The 21,822-nt window shown below is 66.4% G+C and carries 18 protein-coding genes; 17 read left to right on the top strand and 1 reads right to left on the bottom strand.

What is annotated here, in order from left to right; genetic code table 11:
- Nucleotides 1-46: 46 nt before the first annotated feature.
- The 13 genes from C2862_RS07295 (at nt 47) to C2862_RS07235 (ending at nt 17,276) form a co-directional block, all read left to right on the top strand.
- Nucleotides 47-1,339, top strand: coding sequence for a glycosyltransferase (locus C2862_RS07295; RefSeq protein WP_136219461.1), 1,293 nt, complete (start codon nt 47-49; stop codon nt 1,337-1,339).
- Complete coding sequence (locus C2862_RS07290; protein ID WP_136219460.1) at nt 1,321-2,652, top strand: phenylacetate--CoA ligase family protein; 1,332 nt, start codon at nt 1,321-1,323, stop codon at nt 2,650-2,652. Before C2862_RS07295 ends, C2862_RS07290 begins: the two co-directional genes overlap by 19 nt.
- A gap of 129 nt (nt 2,653-2,781) precedes the next feature.
- Complete coding sequence (locus C2862_RS07285) at nt 2,782-3,870, top strand: glycosyltransferase family 4 protein (RefSeq protein ID WP_229467330.1); 1,089 nt, start codon at nt 2,782-2,784, stop codon at nt 3,868-3,870.
- Nucleotides 3,867-5,840 carry an alginate lyase family protein gene (locus C2862_RS07280; RefSeq protein ID WP_229467329.1) on the top strand — a complete coding sequence of 658 codons (1,974 nt, stop codon included), beginning with the start codon at nt 3,867-3,869 and terminating at the stop codon, nt 5,838-5,840. The genes C2862_RS07285 and C2862_RS07280 overlap by 4 nt, the downstream gene beginning before the upstream one ends.
- Nucleotides 5,841-5,890: 50 nt before the next feature.
- Nucleotides 5,891-7,003, top strand: coding sequence for a non-hydrolyzing UDP-N-acetylglucosamine 2-epimerase (gene wecB, locus C2862_RS07275; protein ID WP_136219459.1), 1,113 nt, complete (start codon nt 5,891-5,893; stop codon nt 7,001-7,003).
- 2 nt (nt 7,004-7,005) lie between these two features.
- Nucleotides 7,006-7,755 (top strand): WecB/TagA/CpsF family glycosyltransferase, encoded by a 750-nt coding sequence (locus C2862_RS07270; protein WP_136219458.1) that lies wholly within the window; start codon nt 7,006-7,008, stop codon nt 7,753-7,755.
- 121 nt (nt 7,756-7,876) lie between these two features.
- Nucleotides 7,877-8,881 (top strand): UDP-glucose 4-epimerase GalE, encoded by a 1,005-nt coding sequence (gene galE, locus C2862_RS07265; RefSeq protein ID WP_136219457.1) that lies wholly within the window; start codon nt 7,877-7,879, stop codon nt 8,879-8,881.
- Between the two features lie 109 nt (nt 8,882-8,990).
- Nucleotides 8,991-10,142 (top strand): sugar phosphate nucleotidyltransferase, encoded by a 1,152-nt coding sequence (locus C2862_RS07260; protein ID WP_136219456.1) that lies wholly within the window; start codon nt 8,991-8,993, stop codon nt 10,140-10,142.
- 14 nt (nt 10,143-10,156) lie between these two features.
- Nucleotides 10,157-11,575: a mannose-1-phosphate guanylyltransferase/mannose-6-phosphate isomerase gene (locus tag C2862_RS07255; protein WP_136219455.1), complete on the top strand. Its 1,419-nt coding sequence runs from the start codon at nt 10,157-10,159 to the stop codon at nt 11,573-11,575.
- Nucleotides 11,576-11,731: 156 nt separating this feature from the next.
- Nucleotides 11,732-12,460, top strand: coding sequence for a PEP_CTERM-anchored TLD domain-containing protein (locus C2862_RS07250; protein ID WP_136219454.1), 729 nt, complete (start codon nt 11,732-11,734; stop codon nt 12,458-12,460).
- Nucleotides 12,461-12,470: 10 nt separating this feature from the next.
- Entirely contained in the window at nt 12,471-13,511 is a 1,041-nt protein-coding gene (locus C2862_RS07245) for a TIGR03790 family protein (protein WP_136219453.1), read from the top strand.
- 181 nt (nt 13,512-13,692) lie between these two features.
- On the top strand, nt 13,693-16,680 hold the full coding sequence (locus tag C2862_RS07240; RefSeq protein ID WP_136219452.1) for an ExeM/NucH family extracellular endonuclease: 2,988 nt from the start codon (nt 13,693-13,695) through the stop codon (nt 16,678-16,680).
- Between the two features lie 11 nt (nt 16,681-16,691).
- Nucleotides 16,692-17,276 carry an NF038129 family PEP-CTERM protein gene (locus C2862_RS07235; protein ID WP_136219451.1) on the top strand — a complete coding sequence of 195 codons (585 nt, stop codon included), beginning with the start codon at nt 16,692-16,694 and terminating at the stop codon, nt 17,274-17,276.
- 65 nt (nt 17,277-17,341) lie between these two features.
- Here C2862_RS07235 and C2862_RS07230 read toward each other — a convergent pair whose 3' ends face one another.
- On the bottom strand, nt 17,342-17,638 hold the full coding sequence (locus C2862_RS07230) for a hypothetical protein (protein ID WP_136219450.1): 297 nt from the start codon (nt 17,636-17,638) through the stop codon (nt 17,342-17,344).
- Between the two features lie 314 nt (nt 17,639-17,952).
- Here C2862_RS07230 and C2862_RS07225 point away from each other — a divergent pair, with 314 nt between their 5' ends.
- The 4 genes from C2862_RS07225 to C2862_RS07210 all read left to right on the top strand — a co-directional run bounded on the left by C2862_RS07225 (nt 17,953) and on the right by C2862_RS07210 (nt 21,822).
- Nucleotides 17,953-18,366 (top strand): hypothetical protein, encoded by a 414-nt coding sequence (locus C2862_RS07225; RefSeq protein WP_136219449.1) that lies wholly within the window; start codon nt 17,953-17,955, stop codon nt 18,364-18,366.
- Between the two features lie 114 nt (nt 18,367-18,480).
- Nucleotides 18,481-18,924, top strand: a complete 444-nt coding sequence (gene gspG / locus C2862_RS07220; RefSeq protein ID WP_136219448.1) for a type II secretion system major pseudopilin GspG — start codon at nt 18,481-18,483, stop codon at nt 18,922-18,924.
- A 34-nt stretch (nt 18,925-18,958) separates the two neighbouring features.
- Nucleotides 18,959-20,146: a type II secretion system F family protein gene (locus C2862_RS07215; RefSeq protein WP_136219447.1), complete on the top strand. Its 1,188-nt coding sequence runs from the start codon at nt 18,959-18,961 to the stop codon at nt 20,144-20,146.
- Nucleotides 20,143-21,822 carry a GspE/PulE family protein gene (locus C2862_RS07210; RefSeq protein WP_136219446.1) on the top strand — a complete coding sequence of 560 codons (1,680 nt, stop codon included), beginning with the start codon at nt 20,143-20,145 and terminating at the stop codon, nt 21,820-21,822. Before C2862_RS07215 ends, C2862_RS07210 begins: the two co-directional genes overlap by 4 nt.

The following is a 21,822-nucleotide window of genomic DNA, read 5'->3' as shown; positions in this document are numbered from 1 at the left end:
CAGGTGCCTGCGCTAGTATGGCCCTGACACCTCGACCGGGGCTTCCATGTCTTCCTTCGATACGCGGCCATTTTCGATTACCTATATCGTGCGCGATCCGCTGCCCCCGCTGCGCGCCGACGTCGCGGCCCTGTTCGGTGCGGAGATGCCGCGCTATGGGGTGCTGACCGAGCTGGTGGGGCAGGGAGGCGCGGTGGAGGATGGTCACGAGGACGGATGGGGCGGCGGCGGCATGCACATCGTCGGCCACCTGCGCCACCGCTTCGCCAGCCTGCTCGCGCCGCTGTGGGACGCGTTCGGCCTGCTGCGCGCCTGGTTGCGGGCGCGGCCGGACTGCATCCAGGTGCGCGACAAGGTCGCCAGCGCGCTGCTGGCCCTGCTGGTCGCGCGCCTGCTGCGCATTCCTTTCATTTACTGGATGTCCTTTCCCATCGTCGAAGGCTATGAAGCGCGGCGCGACGCGCTGGCGGGGCGGCGGCCTCCCCGGGGCTGGTTCGTTCCGCGCTGGCTCGATCTGCGCTGGCTGAGCCCGCGCCTGCTGGGGCACTCCCTGCGCGCCTTCGTGTCGCGCCGCGTCGTGTACCGGCTGGTGCTGCCCGCCGCCGATCACGTGTTCGTGCAGAGCGAAGCGATGCGCGACTGGCTGCGCACGCTCGGCATCGCGCGCGAGCGCATGACGCCGGTGCCGATGGGCGTCGATGCCGCCGTGTTCGACCGCGGCGCCATCGTGCCCAGCGGCGACCGGCGCCTGGCCGGGCGCCGTGTCGTGCTCTACCTGGGGCACGTGGCCCAGTCGCGCCAGTCCGATTTCCTGCTCGACGTTGTCCTGCACCTGCGCCGGCAGGAGCCCGAGGTCCTGCTGGTGATCGTCGGCGACGCGCCCTCGCTCGACGAAATGATGTGGATGCGTACCGCGATCGCGGCGCGCGGCCTCGGACACCATGTGCTGCTGACCGGCTGGCTGCCCCAGGCGGCCGCGCTCGGCTATGCGGTACGGGCCGAAGTCGGCCTGTCGCCGATCCCGCGCGGGAAGCTATTCGACGTTTCGTCGCCGACCAAGCTGGTCGAATACCTGGCGCTGGGTATTCCCGGTGTCGCCAACGACATCCCGGACCAGGCGCGCGTGATCGAGGAAAGCGGCGCCGGCCTGTGCGTGCCGATGCAGGCCGAGGCCTTCGCCGAGGCCACGCTGCGCCTGCTGCGCGAACCCGATCTTGCCGCGCGCTGCGCCGCATGCGGGCCGCCCTGGGTCAGGGCGCACCGCACCTACGACATCCTGGCGCGCGAGGTGGCGCACGCCTATCACTGCATCCTGGCGCCATGTGGACCTGGTCGCTGAAGGCGACGCTGCGCTCGCTCGTGCGCATCCTCCTGCGCAGCCTGCCGGCGCGCCTGCTGGTCACCCCGCGCCTGGTGGCGCAGGAACGTTCGGCGGCGCTCCTGGCCGCGGCCATCGCCGAGCGGGCGCGTCGCCTGGACGTGCAGGTAGCGTTTGATGGCACCCGGCTGCCGCAAGCCGATCCGGACGCGCGCTTCCTGACCAAGGACATGCTGCGCCAATACCCGGAACGCTTCGTGCGTCCCCGCGCGCCTGGATCCCTGTTGCGCAGCACGATCCGCACCAGCGGCACCTCGGGCACACCTCTCACCCTGGTGCAGACGCTCGGTGCCATCATCCGCGAGGAGGGCTTCGTTCAGCGCCAGCTGCGCTGGATCGGCTGGCGGCCGGGCGAGCGCCGCGCCTGGATCCGTGGCGACATCGTCTGCGCCGACCATCCGCGCGGGCAGCGCTACTGGTGCCATGACTACGCGGGCAGGATGCTGCTGATGTCCTCCTACCACCTGTCGGAGACGACGATCGGTGCCTATATCGACGCCCTGGAACGCTACGAGCCGGTCGTGCTGCATGCCTATCCGTCCTCGGTGGCGGCGCTCGCGTCCTGGCTCGAGGCGCACGGCCGGGGCTACCGCGGGCGGGCCCTGCGCGGTGTGCTGACCTCGTCCGAAACGCTGGAGCCGGCCGTGCGGGCGCTGGTCGAACACCGCTTCGGCGTGCGCGTCTTCGACTGGTACGGGCAGGCCGAGCGCGTCGTGGCAATCGGAACCTGCGAGGAGGGCAGCTACCACGTGCTGACCGACTATGGCGGCGTCGAACTGCTCGCGGGCGAAGACGGGCTGGCCGAACTGGTCGGCACCACGCTGAACAACCCGGCCATGCCCTTGCTGCGCTACCGCACCGGCGACCGGGTCCTGCCCGGGGACGGCCGGCCCTGCCCCTGCGGCCGCGTGTTTCCGACCGTACAGGCCGTAATCGGGCGCCAGGAACGCATCCTGACCTTGCCGGACGGACGCATCGTCGCCCGCCTGGACCGCGTGTTCCAGGGCCACGACCGGCACCTGATCGAAGGCCAGGTGTTGTATGCGAACGACGGCCGCTTCCGCCTGCGCGTTGTTGCCACGCCGGAATTTTCGGCGCAGGACGAGGCGCGGCTGGTGCAGGCCTTCCTGCTGCGCGTGCCGGGCGTCGAGGTTGCCGTGGAGCGGGTCGGGGCCATTCCGCGGGGAGCGAACGGCAAGTTCGAATTCATCGCCGTCGAAGGCGCCGCCATGTCTGGACAAATGCAACATGATCGTGGTGGACTTTTTACATAATCGAGCGCTGAACTGTGCGCGGAAATGGAAACAGTTGATGTATGATCGAAATATTGTGCCTTTATTAAGAATAGTGAAACCGTCTTCCCACCTCCGATTGGCAGCACCCATGAATGCCGGAGTTCGCGCATGAAAGCGCGCGCGCCGCGCATCCTCATGGTTGGCACCGCTCCGGAGGGGCGGGGTGGGGTGGCGGCGCTGGTGGCGGTACTGCGTGCCGGGGGCTTGTTCGAGCAGGCATCGGTGCGCTATGTCAGCACCCATCGCGAAGGCAATTTTCTCACCAAGCTGGGCGCGGCCGCCGGCGGCTTCGTGCAGACCCTCGCCTCGCTTGTGTGTTCATGGCACCGTCCGGCGATCGTGCACGCGCATGCGGCCTCGCATGCCAGTTTCGCCCGCAAATCCCTGTTGTTGTGGCTGGCACGCTGTGCCGGCTGCCAGACCATCTTCCACCTGCACGGAGGCGGTTTTCGCCAGTTCGCCACCCTGCGTTCAGGCGTCCTGATGCGGCGCTGGATCCGTCATACCCTCGAGCGCAGCTCGCTCGTCATCGCGCTCACCGAAGGCTGGGCCGCGTTCGTGCGCAGCTTCGCACCGCAGGCGCGCGTGGCCGTGGTGCCGAATGCGGTGGCGCTGTCGCGCAGGCTCGATGAAGGCGACGGGCGCGCCGAGACGGGCCGCATTCTCTTCCTCGGACGCGTCGAGGCCGCCAAGGGCGTCGCCGAACTGCTCAATGCGGCCGCCGCCCTGGCGCCGCGCTTCCCGGCACTCAGGCTGGTGCTGGCCGGCAGCGGCGACCTGGCCGCCTGGCGCCGCGCGGCGGACCAGCGCGGCATCGGCGACCGGGTCGAACTGACGGGCTGGCTCGACGCCGCCGGGTGCGCCGAACAACTGGCGCGCGCCAGCGTGTTCTGCCTGCCCTCGCACGCCGAGGGTCTGCCGATGGCCCTGCTGGAAGCGATGGCCGCCGGCAAGGCGGTCGTGGCCAGCGCCGTCGGCGGGATCCCCGAGGCGCTACGCGAGGGCGAGAACGGCTTGCTGGTACCGCCGCAGGATGGGACGGCGCTGGCCGGCGCGCTGGCACGGGTGCTGGACGATGGGGGCTTGCGCGCGCAATTGGGCGAACAGGCGCGCAGGACGGTAGCGCAACACTATTCAACCGAAGCGGTCTGCGGCCGGCTGGCCGCGATCTACAACGATTTGGCGGGGGCTCGATGAACGCAACAGTACGCATGGTGTGGTGGGTGAATCGTCTGCGCTGCATGTCGGTGGCCGAAATCGGCTTCCGCCTGCGCCGGGCGGCACGCACGAAGATCGCGCGTGGGGCCGCCTTGCGCGCGGTATCCGCGCCGGTATCCGCGCCTTTGCCGCGGGCACGCACCTTTAACGTACACGGCGCCCCCACCATGCAAGCGGGCGAAGTCGAGGCGCTGCTGGCCGAGGCCGACCGCATCTGCGCCGGCCACGTCGTGCTGTTCGCCGACCGCAGCTTCGACGTCGGCGTGCCCACCATCTGGAACCGCGATCCCTATAGCGGCGTGACCGGCCCCTCGATTTTCTCGAGCGACATCGCCATCGACAATCCCGAGCTGGTCGGCGACATCAAGCACGTCTGGGAGCTGAACCGCCACCTGCACCTCGTGCGCCTGGCCCAGGCCTGGAGCGTGAGCGGCGACGTGCGCTGGCTGCATGCGCTGGAACAGCAGCTGCGCAGCTGGCTCGACCAGTGCCCACCGCTGCAGGGACCGAACTGGACCAGCCCGATGGAACTGGGCATCCGCCTGATCAACTGGGCGCTGCTGTGGCAGCTCGTGGGCGGCGAGGCGAGCGTGCTGTTTGCCGGCGAATCCGGCCAGCGCCTGCGCGCCGACTGGCTCGACAGCATCCACGCCCACTGCCGCACGATCTCGCGCAACCTGTCGCGCCATTCCTCGGCCAACAACCACCTGATCGGCGAACTGGCCGGCCTGTTCGTGGCCAGCTCCGTCTGGCCCTGCTGGAAGGCATCAGGCGCCTGGATGGAACAGGCGCGGCGCGAGCTCGAACAGCAGGCGCGCCTGCAGTATTCGCTCGACGGCGTGAACCGCGAACAAGCCTTCGGCTACCACGTGTTCTCGGCCGAGTTCTTGTTTGTCGCAGGACTGGTCGGCCAGGCCTGCGACGTGGCCTTCTCGCGCACCTACTGGAGCGTGCTGCAGCGCGCCCTGCGTTTCCTGCGTTCGGTGCGCGATATTCAGGGACACGTGCCGAACGTCGGCGACAGCGACGACGGCAGCGTGTTCCGCCTGGATGCCGCCGGCAGCGACCGCGCGGCCCAGCTGCTGGCCCTCGGCGACACGGTCTTCGGCGCACAGCCCGCCAGCCATCCGGGCGTGCGCTGGCTGCTGCACGCGCTGCCGGGCAAGCGGCCGGACGCCGACACTCACGAGTCTGATACCGGCTGGGCCTTCCCGGATGGCGGCTACCTGCTGTTCGGTTCCCACTTCGGTGAGGAAAACGAGATCAAGGGCATGCTCGACTGCGGCCCGCTGGGTTATCTGGGCATCGCGGCCCACGGCCACGCCGACGCCTTGTCCCTGACCCTGTCGGTGGCGGGCGAGCAGGTGCTGGTCGATCCTGGCACCTATTCCTACTGGCAGGGGCAGAAGTGGCGCGACTACTTCCGCGGCACCTCGGCCCACAACACGGTGCGCGTCGACGGGCGCGACCAGTCGGTCTCGGGCGGGCGCTTCATGTGGCTGCGCAAGGCGCAAGCGAGCATCGAGCGCATGCCGGCCTCGCCGCACGAATTCGATTTCCGCGGTTCGCACGACGGCTATACCCGCCTGTCCGACCCGGTACGGCACCTGCGCAGCGTGCGTTTCGACGCCGCCACCAGCACCCTGGTCGTGCGCGACGAGGTGGCCGCCAGGAAGGCGCATCCGGTCGAACTGTTCTGGCATTTCGCGCCCGAACTGAACGTCCGGCTCACCAGCACCGGCCTGCACGTGCGCGGCAAGCGCTTCGCGCTGCAGATGCACACCACCGGTTCCGACCTCAAGCTGGAACTGGTGCGCGGCGCCGAAAACCCGCCCCTGGGCTGGTACTCGCGCTGCTACCAGTCGAAGGAGCCGAGCGACGTGCTCCGTATCTCGACCGTATCGTCCGCCGTTCCGGTCGAATGTAAGTTTACAATAACGTTTTTTTAACATCGCAAGCCGTTCTCATAATTACTATAGCTGTTAGGGAAGTCTGAAAAATGCTCATTTACCTGGTCGCGGGCGCAAGGCCCAATTTCATGAAGATCGCCCCCATCGTGCGTGCGCTGCAGGCACAGCAGGTGCTGTCGTTCAAGATCATCCATACCGGTCAGCACTACGACCGCGAGATGAACGACGTGTTCTTCGAGGAACTCGGCATTCCGCAACCTGACGTCTTCATGGCCGCCGGCGGCGGCAGCCATGCCCAGCAGACCGCCAAGATCATGGTCGGCTTCGAGGAACTGTGCATGGCCGAGCGTCCGGCCGCCGTGCTGGTCGTCGGCGACGTGAACTCCACGCTGGCCTGCTCGATCGTCGCCAAGAAACTCGACATCCCGGTCGCCCACGTCGAGGCCGGCCTGCGCAGCGGCGACATGTCGATGCCTGAAGAAATCAACCGCCTCGTCACCGACAGCATCTCGGACTGGTTCTTCGCCACCGAACCGGCGGCCGTCGAGCACCTGAAGCGCGAAGGTAAACCGGACTCGGCCGTGCACTACGTCGGCCACGTGATGGTCGACAACGTGCTGTTCCAGGCCGACAAGCTGACCCGTGCCGACACTTCCGGCTTCGAAACCGCCGCCTTCAAGGCCGCGGCGCAGAAGGAGGGCGGTCAATATGGCGTGGTGACCATGCACCGCCCGAGCAACGTCGACGATCCCGTCATGTTCGCTCGCATCGCCGGCGCGCTGAAGGAAATCGCGACTGAATTGCCGCTGATCTTCCCGGTGCATCCGCGCACCCGCGCCAACATCGAGAAGTTCGGCATCGACCTCGGCCCGAACGTGACCCTGGCCGGTCCCCAGGCCTACATGGCCTTCCTGAACCTGTGGAAGGACGCGGCAGTGGTGCTGACCGACAGCGGCGGCCTGCAGGAAGAAACGACGGCCCTGGGCGTGCCTTGCGTGACCATTCGCGAAAACACCGAGCGTCCGGTGACGGTGGACGAGGGTTCCAACGTGCTGGCCGGCACCGACCCTGAAAAAATCATGTTCGAAGCGCGCAAGGTCCTGCGCGGCGAGGGCAAGCAGGGCCGCCGTCCGCAGCTGTGGGATGGCAAGGCTGCCGAACGGATCGTGGAAGTGCTGGCACGCGAGTTGGCCAAGGGTTGAAAATGAACCCCTCCATCACGATGATGGGCTGCAGGATCGACAATCTGTCGATGGAGGAAACCCTCGTTCGCATCGAGGAATTCATCCGCTCCGGCAAGCCCCATCAGCACGTGGTGGTCAACGTCGACAAGCTGGTCAAGGCCAGCCGCGACGAAGAACTGAGGCGCATCATCAACGCCTGCGCACTGGTGAACGTGGACGGCATGCCGGTCGTGTGGGCCTCGCGCCTGCTGGGTAAACCGCTCAAGGAAAGGGTGGCCGGCGTCGACCTGTTCGAAGCGCTGATGCGCCGGGCAGGTGAGCGCGGCTGGCGGGTATTCCTGCTGGGCGCCCGTCCCGAGGTGGTATCAGGCGTAGCCGAGACCTACAGTCGGCGCTATCCCAGCCTGGTGATCGCCGGCTGGCGCGACGGCTACTGGCAGGGCGAGATGCAGGAGGCGCAGGTAGCCGAGCAGATCCGCGCCAGCCGGGCCGACCTGCTGTTCGTGGCGATCGGTTCGCCGAAGAAGGAACAATTCCTCGGACGCTGGCAGGAAACCATGCGTATCCCGTTTGCGATGGGGGTGGGCGGCACCTTCGACGTGGCGATCGGCCGCGTCAGGCGCGCCCCGCGCTGGATGCAGCGTGCCGGCCTGGAATGGTTTTACCGCTTCTTGCAGGAGCCGCGGCGCATGTTCCGCCGCTACTTCATCGAGGACATGGCTTTCGTCTGGCTGCTGCTGAAGGAAGCGGCGCACATGCGACGTCATTGACATACCGGATTAGGGAAGACGCGGCCGTAGAGCCGCTGCCGAAAGACAAGAGGGGGACGGCACAGCGCCGTTCTGGAGCGCCGAAACAGGCGCGCATCAACAGTGAATGAGAGTGACGACAATGAAGATTCTGGTTACGGGCGGCGTGGGCTACATCGGTTCCCACACCGTCGTCGAGTTGCAACATGCCGGGTACGACGTGGTCGTGGTCGACAATCTCTCCAACGCCCAGCGCTCGGTGCAAGAGCAAGTGCAAAAGATTACGGGCAAATCCTTCGATTTCATCGAAGCCGACATCCGCGACCGCGCGGCCATGGAAGCGGCCTTTGCCGCCCACAAGGTCGACGCCGTCATCCACTTCGCCGGCCTCAAAGCGGTCGGCGAATCGGTGGCGCAGCCGCTGCGCTACTACGACAACAACGTCTCCGGCAGCGTCGTGCTGTTCGAGACCATGGCCAAGTTCGGTGTCAAGACCCTGGTGTTCAGCTCCTCGGCCACGGTGTATGGCGATCCGGCCTCGGTGCCGATCCTGGAAGACTTCCCGCTGTCGGCCACCAATCCCTATGGCCGCAGCAAGCTGATGATCGAAGACATCCTGCGCGACCTGATCAAGGCCGAGCCGGACTGGCGCATCGCGCTGCTGCGCTATTTCAATCCGGTCGGCGCCCATGAAAGCGGCCTGATCGGCGAGTCGCCCTCCGGCATCCCGAACAACCTCGTGCCTTATATCGCCCAGGTCGCCACCGGCCAGCGCGAAAAGCTGTCGGTCTTCGGCGGCGACTATCCGACGCCGGACGGTACCGGCATGCGCGACTACATCCACGTCGTCGACCTGTCGATCGGCCACGTCAAGACCCTGGACAAGCTGGCGCAAGGACCGGGCCTGGTCACCTACAACCTCGGTACCGGCCACGGCAACAGCGTGCTGGAAATGGTGCGCGCCTTCGAGCAGGCGAGCGGCCGTCCGGTCCCGTACCAGATCGTCGACCGCCGTCCGGGCGACATTGCCAAGTGCTATGCCGATCCGGCGCGTGCGCGCGAGGAACTGGGCTGGGTCGCCACGCGCGACGTCGCGCAGATGTGCGCCGACACCTGGCGCTACCAGACGATGTCGGCCAAGGCCTGAAGCAAGGGAAAAACGACACCAGACCAATCCGGGCGACAAAACGCCGACGTAAAACCGACAAAGTTTTACAGCGCGGCCGCCCGACAGCACACAGAATGAGGACGGTTAAATGAAAGCAATGATTCTCGCGGCAGGCAAGGGCACGCGCGTTCGCCCGCTCACGTACGACCTTCCGAAACCGATGATTCCCCTGCTGGGGAAACCGGTGATGGCTTACCTGGTCGAACATTTGAAAAAACACGGCGTGACCGAAATCATGGTCAACGTCAGCTGGCTGCACGAAAAGATCGAGGAGTATTTCGGCGAGGGCGAGCAGTTCGGCGTCCAGATCGGCTATTCCTTCGAAGGCTACATGACCGATGACGGCACCATCGTGCCCGAGCCGATCGGTTCGGCCGGCGGCATGAAAAAGATCCAGGAATTCGGCCAGTTCTTCGACGACACCACCATCGTGCTGTGCGGCGATGCATTGATCGACCTCGACCTGAAGGCGGCCCTGCTCGAGCACCGCCGCAAGGGGGCGATGGCCTCGGTCATCACCAAGGAAGTGCCATGGGACAAAGTGTCCTCGTATGGCGTGGTCGTCACCGACGAAGCGGGGCGCATTACCGAGTTCCAGGAAAAGCCGAGCCAGGAAGACGCCAAGTCGAACTTCATCAGCACCGGCATTTACATCTTCGAGCCGGAAGTGATCGACCTGATTCCGTCGGGCGTGAGTTTCGACATCGGTTCGGAGCTGTTCCCGCTGCTGGCCGAGCGCGGCCTGCCGTTCTACGCCCAGCGCCGTCCGTTCAACTGGCTCGACATCGGCACCATGTCGGATTACTGGGAAGTGCTGCAGACCGTGCTGACGGGCGAAGTCAACCACATGGACGTGCCGGGCACCCAGATCGAGCCGGGGCTGTGGGTCGGCCTGAACACGAGCATCGACTGGAACGGCACCACGATCGAGGGTCCGGTCTACATTGGTTCGGGCGTGCGCATCGAAGCGGGCGTGCACATCGTCGGACCGACCTGGATCGGCCATGGCAGCCACATCTGCGAAGGCGCCGAGGTTGTCCGGAGCGTGTTGTTTGAATATACTCGTGTGTTACACGACGTTACGCTAAATGAAATGATTGTATTTAAGGAATATAGTGTCGACCGTGCAGGCGAGATGAAGCACGCGTCCGAATATAGTTCCGAAGAGTGGTTGAACGCACGCGACCGCCGCCGCAGCAGCCGAAAAGAAAACGCAATCCAGAAAAGTAATACCCGATAGAAGAAAGCGAACGCATGAAAATTTATCCCGTGATCCTCTCCGGCGGTGCCGGCACCCGTCTGTGGCCGCTGTCGCGCGCTGTGCTCCCGAAGCAGCTGCTGCCGATCGTGGCCGACAAGACCATGCTGCAGGACACCGCCCTGCGCGTGGCCGGGCTGCCGGGCCTGCAGGCACCGCTCGTCGTCTGCGGCAACGACCACCGCTTCATGGTGGCCGAACAGCTGCGCGCGGCCGGCATCACGCCGCTGGGGATCCTGCTCGAGCCGGTCGGCCGGAATACCGCGCCGGCCGTGGCCGCGGCTGCCCATTACCTGAAGGCGATCGATCCGGAAGCGGTCATGCTGGTGCTGCCGGCCGACCACGTGATCGAAAACACGGAAGCCTTCAAGGAAGCCGTCGCGCGCGCAGCGAGCCTGGTCAAGGAGGGCGGCCTGGCGACCTTCGGCATCGTGCCGCAGTCGCCGGAAACCGGCTACGGCTACATCCGCCGTGGCGCCGCCCTGGCCGGCAACGAAGGCGGCTACCAGGTCGAACGCTTCGTCGAGAAGCCGGACCTGGCCACGGCCCAGGCCTTCGTCGCCGACGGCGGCTATTACTGGAACAGCGGCATGTTCATGTTCGCGGCCGAGCGCTACCTGGCCGAACTGGCGAAGTTCGCGCCCGCCATCGCCGAGGCTGCCGAGAAAGCGGTCGGCACCGGCTACCGCGACCTCGATTTCTGCCGTCTCGACGAAGCCGCGTTCACCGCTTGCCCATCGGACTCGATCGACTACGCGGTCATGGAACACACCGGTAACGCGGTGGTCGTGCCGGCCGATATCGGCTGGAACGACGTCGGCTCGTGGTCGGCGCTGTGGGAAGTGCAGGCGAAGGACGAGAACGGCAATGCCCAGCGCGGCGACGTCTACCTGGACGGCGTGACGAACTCGCTGGTGCGTGCCGAAAGCCGCATCGTGGCCGTGGTCGGCCTGGACGACGTGGTCGTGGTCGAGACCAACGACGCCGTGCTGGTCGCGCACAAGAATGCGGTCCAGCGCGTCAAGCAGGTGGTCGATCACCTGAAGTCGAAGGAACGTACCGAGCACCTGCACCACACCAAGGTCTACCGTCCCTGGGGCCACTACGAGGGCATCGATGCGGGCGACCGTTTCCAGGTCAAGCGCATCACGGTCAAGCCGGGCGAGAAGCTGTCGCTGCAGATGCACCACCACCGCGCCGAGCACTGGGTCGTGGTGTCGGGCACGGCACGCGTGACCTGCGGCGAGAAGGTCAGCCTGCTGTCGGAAAACGAGTCGACCTACATCCCGATCGGCATGAACCACCGCCTCGAGAACCCGGGCAAACTGCCGCTGCACATCATCGAAGTGCAGTCCGGCAGCTACCTCGGCGAGGATGACATCGTGCGTTTCGAAGACATCTACAAGCGCTCGTAATCGATTGCGCGGCTGGACGAAAACGGACGGTAACGTCCGTTTTTTTTTGCCTGGCTCAATCAAGGTTTCCGAGTCAACAGTGTGAAGCCCTGCGCAGGTGGGGCATACAATAAGCCTTCAGTGTAAGCCCTCAGTGAACCCCGTCAGGAGGTGATCATGAAGACGCTTGTTGCTGCCGCTTTGCTGGCGCTGGCTGCCGTCGCGCCGGTCTCGGCCCAGACCGGCGCGCCGCCGCTGGACCCCGTGCTCGAGGGCCAGCTCGAACGCTGGCTGGGTGCCGGCGACCAGATTTTCGAGAACGTCTACACGCGCCAGGGTGCGCTTGACACGTCCCTCGACTTTCATGCCGCCGCCGACAACCGCGGCCCGACCTTCACGCTGCTGCGCGTGAGCGATCCGGCGGGCAAGGCCTGGCTGGTGGGCGGCTACAATCCGCAAAGCTGGGACCAGGACGACGGCTGGCACTTCACGCCGCGCGATTTCCAGCGCACCGCGTTCATCTTCAACTACACGACGCCGGCCGTCTACCGCCAGGTGCCGAGCGGCTTCGAGCTGCCGAGCCAGGGCAGCTTCCAGACCTTCAATGCGCCCGACCAGGGGCCGACCTTCGGCGCCGGCCCCGACCTGTTCGTCAACGACACGCTCGACACCGCCCTGTCCTGGCGCCTGAGCTATGGCGACCCGGCCGGGGAGGGGCGCAGCATCATCGACGGTTCCGTCGGCGGCCAGTTCTTCGCCATCGATGCGCTGGAAGTGTATGCGGTCTCGCCGATTCCCGAGCCGGCCGGGGCGGCGATGCTGGCCGGAGGGCTCGGACTGCTGGCGCTGGCCGCGCGCCGGCGCCTGGCGGGGCCCGCTACCCTGACTCACGCCGCGCCCGCCTGACGGGCGGACGATGGCGCGCCTCCATCCGGGAAGGCTCGCGGCCGTGCTGGCGCTGTGCCTGGCGCCGGCCGCAGTCGCCGTGCCAGCATCGAACCCGCAGCGCGGGCTCGATGCGGAGCAGCTCGCCATCGTCATCAACGACGACGATCCCGACAGCGTCGCCATTGGCGAGGTCTACCGCAAGCGGCGCGGCATTCAAGCCGCCAACGTCGTCCATGTGCGTATCCCGGGCCGTCCCCAGGCCCTCGAGCCGGGGCGCTTCGAAGCGCTCAGGCAGGAAATCGACAGCCGCCTCGGGTCCGGGATCGAGGCCGTGCTGATGATCTGGACCGCGCCTTACAAGGTCGGCTGCCAGGGCATCACCGCGGCCTACACCCTGGGCTTCGACGCGGCCCTGTGTGCGCACCCTTGCGGCCCGGGACGGCTCAGCCGCTATTTCAATGCGCGGGGAGGGCGGCCCTACGGCGACTACGGCATGCGCCTGTCGATGCTGCTGCCGCTCGTGTCGCAGGCGCAGGCGAAAGCGCTGATCGAACGCGGCATCGACAGTCAGCCTGCGCGCGGCCGGCGCCGGGAACCGTCCCACGCCTGGTACCTGACCACCACGGAAACGGCGCGCAATGCGCGCGCGATGTTCTTTCCCATGGCCGGCTACCTGCCGGCTCACAAGCTGACGGTGCACCGCCTGCACGCCGACGCGCTTGACGGCGCCAGCGGGGTGCTCGTCTACCAGACCGGCAAGGCGCACGTCGACAAGCTCGACACGGTGCGCTTCCTGCCCGGCGCGCTGGCCGACCACCTCACCTCGCACGGCGGCGAGCTGCTGGACAGCAGTCAGATGAGCAGCCTGCGCTGGCTGGAAGCGGGCGCCACCGCCAGCTACGGCACGGTCGGCGAACCCTGCAATCACTGGCAGAAATTTCCGAACCCATCTGTCCTGCTGCGCCACTACCTGAATGGCGACAGCGCCGTCGAGGCCTACTGGAAAAGCGTGGCCTCGCCGGGGCAGGGTGTATTTGTTGGTGAACCCCTTGCAGCACCCTTTCGGTAACAGTGACTGACATAAATTTCCCTGCGGAATCAATATGTTGTCGCCTTACCTCATCTATTGCCTAAGGCGCAATCTGGCTCGTCATAATCCTGTCAAATTCTCACAATAAACTTATTTCTAATAATAAAATGCCTATTCGCAAAGACAACAGGCAGTGCCCCTCCCACTCATTAGGAAGCCCATGAACATGCACGTTGCAACGATCACACCGGCAGGCCGCCTCACGGTCCTGGCCGCCGCATTGACCACGTTATTGGCAGGACTCTCGGGAGGCGCGTTGGCCGCGTCGCCCGATCTCGTCATCAGCCATATCTATGGCGGCGGCGCCAGCGGCGGAGCGACCTACAACCGCGACTTCATCGAGCTGTTCAACCGCGGCAGCGAGCCGGTCAGCCTGAAAGGCAAGAGCCTGCAGTACGCGTCGGCGACGGGTGCAAACTGGTCGTCCTTCGGCGTCTTGCCGGACGTGACCCTGAAGCCAGGCCAGTACTATCTGGTGGCGGGCAACGTGCAATCAGCGGGCGCCGACATCGGCACCATCGACCATAACTGGGCCATGTCGCTGGCGGCAACGGCAGGTGCCGTGGCGCTTGCCAACTCCACCGCACAGCTGACGAGCGCAACCGAAAACACGATCATCGACCTGGTCGGCTACGGAAGCGCCAGCCGCAAGGAGACCGCGAACGCGCCGGCGCCCTCGACAACGAACTCGATCCAGCGCCTGAAAGCCGGTTGCCAGGACACCGACGACAATTCGGCCGACTTCGCCGCCGGCGCCGTACCCCTGCCGCGCCGTTCCAGCACGCCGCTCAACGCCTGCGTACCGACTGGTCCGGTCATCCAGGAAATCGTCACCAACTGCCCGGCCAACCTGCAGGCGGAGCAGGGCGTGGGCGGCAGCGCGCTGTTGTCGGCGCAAGACGGCGACAGCCTGGTCAACAGCATCGTGATCGAATCCGGTGCGATCGCGGGCATCAGCCTCGAAAACATCGCGCTCGCCGCTAGCGCCGGCGCCAGCGCCAGCGCCACCCTGCGCGTGGACGCCGGCGTCGCCGCCGGCAACTACCCGATCAGGATCGGCTTCGGCAACAGCGACGGCCAGAGCGCCAGCTGCACGGTCGCCGTGCGCGTGGCCGGCCTGCTGACGATCCCGCAGATCCAGGGCGCGGACGCGAAGAGCCCCTACAACAACAGCGTGCAGACCACCCAGGGCGTGGTTACCGCCATCGTCGGCAGCGGCTTCTTCCTGCAAGACCAGAACGGCGACGGCAACCCGGCCACCTCGGACGGCATCTTCGTGTTCGGTTCGAGCGCCGGCGTGAACGTGGGCGACCTGGTGCGCGTCACCGGCACCGTCACCGAATACACCCCGACCGGCGCGACCCGTTCCTATACCGAATTCAAGGACCTCAGCTCGGTCGCCAAGATCGGTACCGGAAGCGTCACGCCGACCAATGTCGAGATGCCGACCGACCTGGCCCGCTACGAGGGCATGCTGGTGCGCTTCACCACGCCGCTGACCGTCAACGGCAATGCCTACCTGGGCGAGCGCGGCGAACTCACGCTGTCCGTCGGCCGCCGCGAGATCCCGACCAACCGCTACGTGCCGGGTTCGCCCGAGGCGCGCGCGCTGGCGGCCGCCAATGCCGCCAACATCGTCGTCCTCGACGACGGCATCTTCGTCACGCCGACGACCATCCCTTACCTGTTCGCGGACGGCACGGTGCGCAGCGGCGACACCGTCGACGACCTGACCGGCGTGCTCGACTTCGGCGCGATGGGCGGCGGCGGCGCGGCCTTCAAGCTGCAGCCGACCGAGACGCCGCGCTTCTCGCGCACCAACGAGCGCATCCCGGCGCCAGTCGTGGCCGCCGGCAACGTGCGCGTGGCCAGCGCCAACGTGCTGAACTTCTTCACCACCTTCACCAACGGCAACGACGCCTGGGGCCGCACCGGCCAGGGCTGCAAGATCGGCAGCACGACCAGCAAGTCGAATTGCCGCGGCGCCGACAACATGGCCGAATTCGTGCGCCAGCGCGACAAGATCGTGCAGTCGCTGACGGCTGTGAATGCCGATGTCGTCGGCCTGATGGAAATCCAGAACAACGACGACATCGCCGTCGGCTATCTGGTCGAGCAACTGAACGCCGCAATGGGCGCCGGCACCTACGCCGTCGTGCCGAAGCCGGGCGCGACCGGCACCGACGCGATCCGCGTGGCCATGATCTACAAGCCGAAGTCGGTGAGCCTGGTGGGCGGCGCGCTGTCGGACGGCGATTCGGTCAACAACCGTCCGCCGATGGCGCAGACCTTCAAGGCGGCCAACGGCGGCAAGTTCTCGCTGGTCGTGAACCACCTCAAATCGAAGGGCGGCTGCGGTGGCGCGAGCGGCGCCAACGCCGACAGCGGCGACGGCCAGGGCTGCTGGAACGGGGAGCGCGTCGACCAGGCGACGCGCCTGCGCGACTACTTCCTGCCGCAGGTAAAGGCGGCGGCGAACGATGGCGACGTCCTGATCGTGGGCGACATGAACGCCTACGGCATGGAAGACCCGATCCGCCTGCTGAACGCGGCCGGCTACGAAAACCAGATCGAGCGCTTCGTGCGCGCGAGCGGCACGCCGTATTCTTATGTGTTCGGCGGCGAAAGCGGCTACCTCGACCATGCCCTGGCCAGCACCAGCCTCGCAAGCCAGGTGGCCGGCGTGACCGAGTGGCACAACAACGCGGACGAACCGGAAGCGATCGACTACAACATCGAGACGGGCGGCCAGGATCCCTACCAGGCCAATCCGTACCGCGCGTCGGACCACGACCCGGTCGTGGTCAGCCTGAACCTGGCGCCGAGCTACGTCGACGTGACCGCGTCGGCCACGATCGCCCGTTCGGCCCTGATGCTCAACCGCCTCACCGGCAAGTACAGCGCCACCGTGAAGATCACCAATTCGAGCACCGCCGCGCTGAACGGTCCGCTCCAGCTGTTGCTGCAAGGGCTGCCGAGCGGTGTCTCGCTCGACGGGAAGAGCGGCGACCAGAACGGTGCACCCTACCTGACGCTGCCGGGCATGACGCTGGCGCCTGGGGCCTCGGTCACCGTCACGACGACCTTCACCAACCCGTCGAAGACGGCCATCACCTACACCCCGAAGCTGTTCAGCGGCACTTTCTAAGGACCTGACCCATGTTGAATCTGAAAAACCTGTTCACCCGCGCGCTGCTGGCGCTGATGCTCGTGACCGGCGCGGGCGCCGCGCTGGCGGGCCCGACCTACCACGTCACGGTCGATACGACGACGTACACGGGCACCGGCTCGCTCGATTTCTTCCTGTCGGCTTACGAGCTGTCGGAGGACAACAAGGCCTACCTGGGCAACTTCAGCGGCGATTTCACCGGCTTCACCCTGACCGAAGGCGACGCCAGTGGTGACATCGGCAGCGGCCTGGCGCTCACCACGCGCGACGGTTTTGCATTCTTCGCCCAGGGTGTCAACTTTGGCGGACGCTTCGGTTTCGATGTGCGTTTCGACCTCACGTCCGTCGACCCGATCGGCTTCAGCGTTGGCCTGTTTAGCGACGAACTCAACGACTACCTGGGCGCGACCGGTACCGTGGTCGCCATCGAACTGGCGCCGGGCCAGCCGGACCTGGTGTCGGTGAATGCCGAGTTCGCCAGTGCCAGCGAAGTGCCGGAGCCGGCGACCCTGGCGTCGATCATGCTGGGCCTGACCCTGATGGGTTCGACTCTGCGCGCACGCCGTAAGAAATAAATCGCGCCAAATGCGTGAGCAAGGCACACCCGGCTGCGGCCCGGTGTGCCTTTTTTATTGGTGGATCAGCCCTGGCCGGCGCGGCGCATGGCGTCGATGCGGAAGGCTTCGGCGTTGCCGTCGATGATGCGCAGGCCCGCGCAGTTCTCGGCGGCGCAATCGGGGGCCGGCGTCTGGCCGACCGCGGCAGGATCGACCGAGAGGTCGACGACGCGGGTCACGGCTGCGGACTGTACAGGTGCGGACTGCACGGCTGCCGACTGGGCCGTCGGCAGGGCGCCTTCCGGCGCGGTGCCGCCGCAGGCGGTGAGGGCGGCAATCAGGGTCATGCTGAAAAGGGCGGTAAGGCGGGAGGTCTTCATGATGGTTGAGGCAGGCTCGTCAGTGATGAAATCCATTGTAGCGAATATTCTTTCCAGGTATCAATTGATTTGTGGAGAGATCGGTGTAGATAGAAGATCTTGAACACAAGATAGATGCAAAATGGAAGAAGTTGAATGGTGATAGTAGGAAATATCCTAAGGGAAATTAAAAGTGCCTAGATGCACTTATTTTCGTGGGCGTCGCGTCTTTGCCACAGCCGCGGACGCCGGCATGGCTCCATCATTTCGTGCTGCGTTGTTTGAGGGACCGTGCGCACGCTTGACCCGCAGGGCCGCATGCGTATGATGAGCTGATGCGACAACTTGCCATCCTCTTATTGCTGGCCTGCACGGCCTGCGCGACCCGGGCCGATGGCCCGTCCTCCACGCCTGCACCGGCCCAGGCCCGCGCCGCCGCGCCGTCCGCCTCAAGCACCCTGGGGCAGATCCAGGCCCTGATCGGCAAGGCCGAGTGCAGTAGCGACAGCCAATGCCAGGTGCTGCCGATCGGCGCCAAGGCCTGCGGCGGGCCGGCCAGCCATCTTGCCTATTCCACCGCGAAGACGGACGCTGCCGAACTCCAGGCCCTGGCAGAACGCTACAAGGCCGAGCAGCAGTCGAACAACCAGCGTTCCGGCATGATCTCGAACTGCATGGTGGTACCGACGCCCGTTGCCGCCTGCCGGGCGAACACCTGCCAGCTGGGCGACACGGCGGCAGTGCGTTAGACCTTCGGAGAGGGCAGAAGCAGGGCTGTCGGGAGGGCCTATTTGGTTGCCTGAAGTATATTGCCGTGATACGCTTCACGGGTTTGATCGAATGGTCAACTCAGGAGTGTCCGGATGGATGTCGTAACCCGCAAGGCCCTGTCGTCGCGCACGCGCGCGGGTGGATTCACGCTGCTCGAACTGCTGGTCGTGATCGTCATCATCGGCCTGCTTGCCGCCTATGTCGGTCCCAAGTATTTCTCCCAGCTCGGCAAGTCCGAGGTGACCATCGCCAAGGCCCAGATCGAGGCTTTTGAAAAGTCGCTCGACACCTACCGCCTCGACGTCGGCCGCTATCCGACTGGCGAAGAAGGCCTGGCCGCCCTGATGACGGCGCCCGCCAGCGCCGGCACCAAGTGGAACGGTCCCTACCTGAAGAAGGGCGTGCCGCCGGACCCGTGGGGCCACCCGTATCAATACCGTTCGCCTGCTGCCGCGGGAGAATACGAAATCCTGTCCCTCGGCCGCGACGGCCAGCCAGGCGGCAGCGGCGACAACGCCGACATTTCCTCGCTCTGATTTTCAAAATCACCTCACACCCGGGCACGTCTTCATGCAGTTCGCAGTTCGCACCCTCGCGCCCGACCTCTCGATCGCCAGCATCGTGGTCGATGCGCTCGACGAAGCCGACGCCCGCCGCCAGGTCGAGGCGCGCGGCCTGTTCGTCAGCGCGGTCGAGCCGAGCGGCGGGGTGCGCATGGCGCGCGCGCGCGGACCGAAGCTCTCGCTGGTCCTGTTCAGCCAGGAGCTGCTGGCGCTACTGAACGCGGGCCTGGGCATCGTCGAAGGCCTGGAAGCGCTGCTCGAAAAGGAAGCCAATCCGGCCGCGCGCGGCGTGCTCGAACGCCTGCTTGCGGGCCTGCGCGAGGGCAAGCGCTTTTCCAGCGTGCTGGCCGCCCAGCCGGCCCTGTTCCCGCCGCTCTACGTCGGCATCGTGCGCGCCGCCGAAGGCACCAGCGACCTGCCGCGCGCGCTGGCGCGCTACATCGACTACCAGCAGCGCATCGACACGGTGCGTTCGAAAATCGTCAGCGCCTCGATCTATCCGGTGATCCTGCTGTGCGTGGGCGGCGGCGTCTCCAGCTTCCTGATCGGCTACGTGGTGCCGCGCTTCGCCGAGGTCTACCAGGGGGCAGGGCGCAACCTGCCCTGGATGAGCCAATTGCTGCTCGAATGGGGCCAGTTCGCGGCTCGGCACGGCGGCGCGCTCTTCCTGTGCGCGCTCGCGCTGCTGGCGCTGGCGGTAACAAGCGTGCGCCGCCTCATTCAAAGCGGTGGCATCACGCGCCTGCTGGCGCGCCTGCCCGGCATTGGCGAGCGCGCGCGCATCTACGAACTGTCGCGCCTCTACCTCACGCTCGGCATGCTGACCGAGGGCGGCATCACCATCGTGAGCGCCATCGAGACGGTGCAGCCGATGGTCTCGAACACGCTGCGCGCGGCGCTGGCCAGCGCGCGCGCCGCGATCGAATCGGGGCGGCCGCTGTCGGATGCCTTCGAGGCCAATGGTCTCACCACGCCGATCTCGCTGCGCATGCTGCGCGTGGGCGAGCGCACCGGCGACATGGGCCCGATGCTGACCCAGTCGGCCGCCTTCTACGACGGCGAGATCAGCCGCTGGATCGACCGCTTCACGCGTACCTTCGAGCCGCTGCTGATGGCGGCGATCGGCCTCGTGGTCGGCGCCATCGTGGTGCTGCTGTACATGCCGATCTTCGATTTGGCAGGAGATATGTCGTGACTGTGCTCGATTCCGCCCTGCTGGCGCGCGCCCGCGTCCAGAGCCGCCAGTCGCAACGCGCGCTGGTGGCCGAACTCGAGGCGCTCACTGGGCTCGAGCCGCGCCAGGTGGTGGCTGCGCTGGCCCAGCCCTTTGGCTTGAGCGTGATGGAGACCGCCGAGATGCTGAGCCAGGAGCCGGCCTTCGACCTGCTGCCGCTGGCCCAGGCCATGTCGCGCCACTGCGTGCTGCTGCGCGGCCCCAATGGCCAGCTTACCGGCGTGATCGCCGATCCCTTCGACCTCGACCAGCAGACCTGGCTGGCGGCGCAGGCGGGCAGTTCGCCGCGCGCGCCGCTGCACCTGCGCCTGGCGCTGGCGGCCGACATCCAGGCCTATCTGTCGCGCCAGGAAGCCTCGGCGCGCGCGGTCGACACGCTCGCGCCCAGCAACGACAACGCACGACGCGACGGCAAGACCGCCGCCGTGCTCTCCTTCGCCTCGGTGTCGGAAGCGGGCAGCCCGGCCGTCAAGCTGGTCAATTCGACCCTGTATGACGCGCTCAAGGCAGGCGCCTCCGACATCCACCTCGAGAGCACGGCGACTGGCCTGGCGGTGAAATACCGCGTCGACGGGGTGCTCGATCACGCCACCAGCGTGGGCGGCATCGAGCTGGCCGAACACATCATCTCGCGTTTAAAGGTGCTGGCGGAGCTCGACATCGCCGAGCGCCGCATTCCGCAGGACGGCAGCTTCCGCGTCGAATCGGGCGGGCGCGAGATCGACCTGCGCGTGTCGATCATGCCGAGCATCCACGGCGAGGATGCCGTCATCCGTATCCTCGACAAGCGCGCCATGGTCGAAGCCTACGGCGCGCTGACGCTGGAGGCGCTGGGCTTCGATGCGCCTTCGCTGGCGACCCTGCGCCAGCTGGCCCAGGAAGCCTACGGCATGCTGCTGGTGACCGGGCCGACCGGTTCGGGCAAGACCACGACCCTGTACGCGGCGCTCACCGAAATCCACAACGGGCGCGAGAAGATCATCACGATCGAGGACCCGGTCGAATACCAGCTGCCCGGCATCCTGCAGATCCCCGTCAACGAAAAGAAGGGCCTCACCTTCGCGAAAGGCCTGCGCTCGATCCTGCGCCATGATCCGGACAAGATCATGGTCGGCGAGATCCGCGACCGCGAGACCGCGGAAATTGCGGTGCAGTCGGCGCTGACCGGACACCTGGTGCTGACCACGGTCCACGCCAACAACGTGTTCGACGTGTTCGGGCGCTTCACCCACATGGGCATCGATCCGTATGCCTTCGTCTCGGCCCTGAACGGCATCTGGGCCCAGCGCCTCGTGCGCATGAACTGCCCGCACTGCGCGGTGCGGTACGACCCCGACGATGCCGAACTGGCGGCGGCGCGGCTCGAGCGGCTGGAGGTGGCCGACTATCTCTTCATGCATGGCAAGGGCTGTGGCGACTGCCGCGGCACCGGCTACAAGGGCCGCCGCTCGATCGCCGAGATCCTGACCCTGAACGACGAGATCCGCGAACTGATCGTCGACAAGCAGCCGATCCGCCGCATCAAGGCCGCAGCCCAGGCCAACGGCACGCGCAGCCTGCGCCTGGCCGCGCTCGACCTGGTCAAGCGCGGCGCCACCACCCTCGACGAGATCCGGAGGGTGACCCAGCATGCCTAA

Source organism: Massilia sp. Mn16-1_5 (assembly GCF_004798585.1).
In the GTDB taxonomy this organism is placed as follows: domain Bacteria; phylum Pseudomonadota; class Gammaproteobacteria; order Burkholderiales; family Burkholderiaceae_D; genus Telluria.
The sequence above is the reverse complement of the archived record's forward strand: the minus strand, read 5'-3'. Positions and strand labels throughout refer to the sequence as shown.

What these genes read in the sequence shown, in the direction of transcription:
- C2862_RS07235 (WP_136219451.1), top strand. Translation starts at nt 16,692, where the DNA reads ATGTTGAATCTGAAAAACCTGTTCACCCGCGCGCTGCTGGCGCTGATG.
- galE (WP_136219457.1), top strand. Translation starts at nt 7,877, where the DNA reads ATGAAGATTCTGGTTACGGGCGGCGTGGGCTACATCGGTTCCCACACC.
- wecB (WP_136219459.1), top strand. Translation starts at nt 5,891, where the DNA reads ATGCTCATTTACCTGGTCGCGGGCGCAAGGCCCAATTTCATGAAGATC.
- C2862_RS07225 (WP_136219449.1), top strand. Translation starts at nt 17,953, where the DNA reads ATGCGACAACTTGCCATCCTCTTATTGCTGGCCTGCACGGCCTGCGCG.
- C2862_RS07260 (WP_136219456.1), top strand. Translation starts at nt 8,991, where the DNA reads ATGAAAGCAATGATTCTCGCGGCAGGCAAGGGCACGCGCGTTCGCCCG.
- C2862_RS07255 (WP_136219455.1), top strand. Translation starts at nt 10,157, where the DNA reads ATGAAAATTTATCCCGTGATCCTCTCCGGCGGTGCCGGCACCCGTCTG.
- C2862_RS07270 (WP_136219458.1), top strand. Translation starts at nt 7,006, where the DNA reads ATGAACCCCTCCATCACGATGATGGGCTGCAGGATCGACAATCTGTCG.
- C2862_RS07290 (WP_136219460.1), top strand. Translation starts at nt 1,321, where the DNA reads ATGTGGACCTGGTCGCTGAAGGCGACGCTGCGCTCGCTCGTGCGCATC.
- C2862_RS07280 (WP_229467329.1), top strand. Translation starts at nt 3,867, where the DNA reads ATGAACGCAACAGTACGCATGGTGTGGTGGGTGAATCGTCTGCGCTGC.
- C2862_RS07285 (WP_229467330.1), top strand. Translation starts at nt 2,782, where the DNA reads ATGAAAGCGCGCGCGCCGCGCATCCTCATGGTTGGCACCGCTCCGGAG.
- C2862_RS07245 (WP_136219453.1), top strand. Translation starts at nt 12,471, where the DNA reads ATGGCGCGCCTCCATCCGGGAAGGCTCGCGGCCGTGCTGGCGCTGTGC.
- C2862_RS07250 (WP_136219454.1), top strand. Translation starts at nt 11,732, where the DNA reads ATGAAGACGCTTGTTGCTGCCGCTTTGCTGGCGCTGGCTGCCGTCGCG.
- C2862_RS07295 (WP_136219461.1), top strand. Translation starts at nt 47, where the DNA reads ATGTCTTCCTTCGATACGCGGCCATTTTCGATTACCTATATCGTGCGC.
- C2862_RS07230 (WP_136219450.1), bottom strand. Translation starts at nt 17,638, where the DNA reads ATGAAGACCTCCCGCCTTACCGCCCTTTTCAGCATGACCCTGATTGCC.
- gspG (WP_136219448.1), top strand. Translation starts at nt 18,481, where the DNA reads ATGGATGTCGTAACCCGCAAGGCCCTGTCGTCGCGCACGCGCGCGGGT.
- C2862_RS07215 (WP_136219447.1), top strand. Translation starts at nt 18,959, where the DNA reads ATGCAGTTCGCAGTTCGCACCCTCGCGCCCGACCTCTCGATCGCCAGC.
- C2862_RS07240 (WP_136219452.1), top strand. Translation starts at nt 13,693, where the DNA reads ATGAACATGCACGTTGCAACGATCACACCGGCAGGCCGCCTCACGGTC.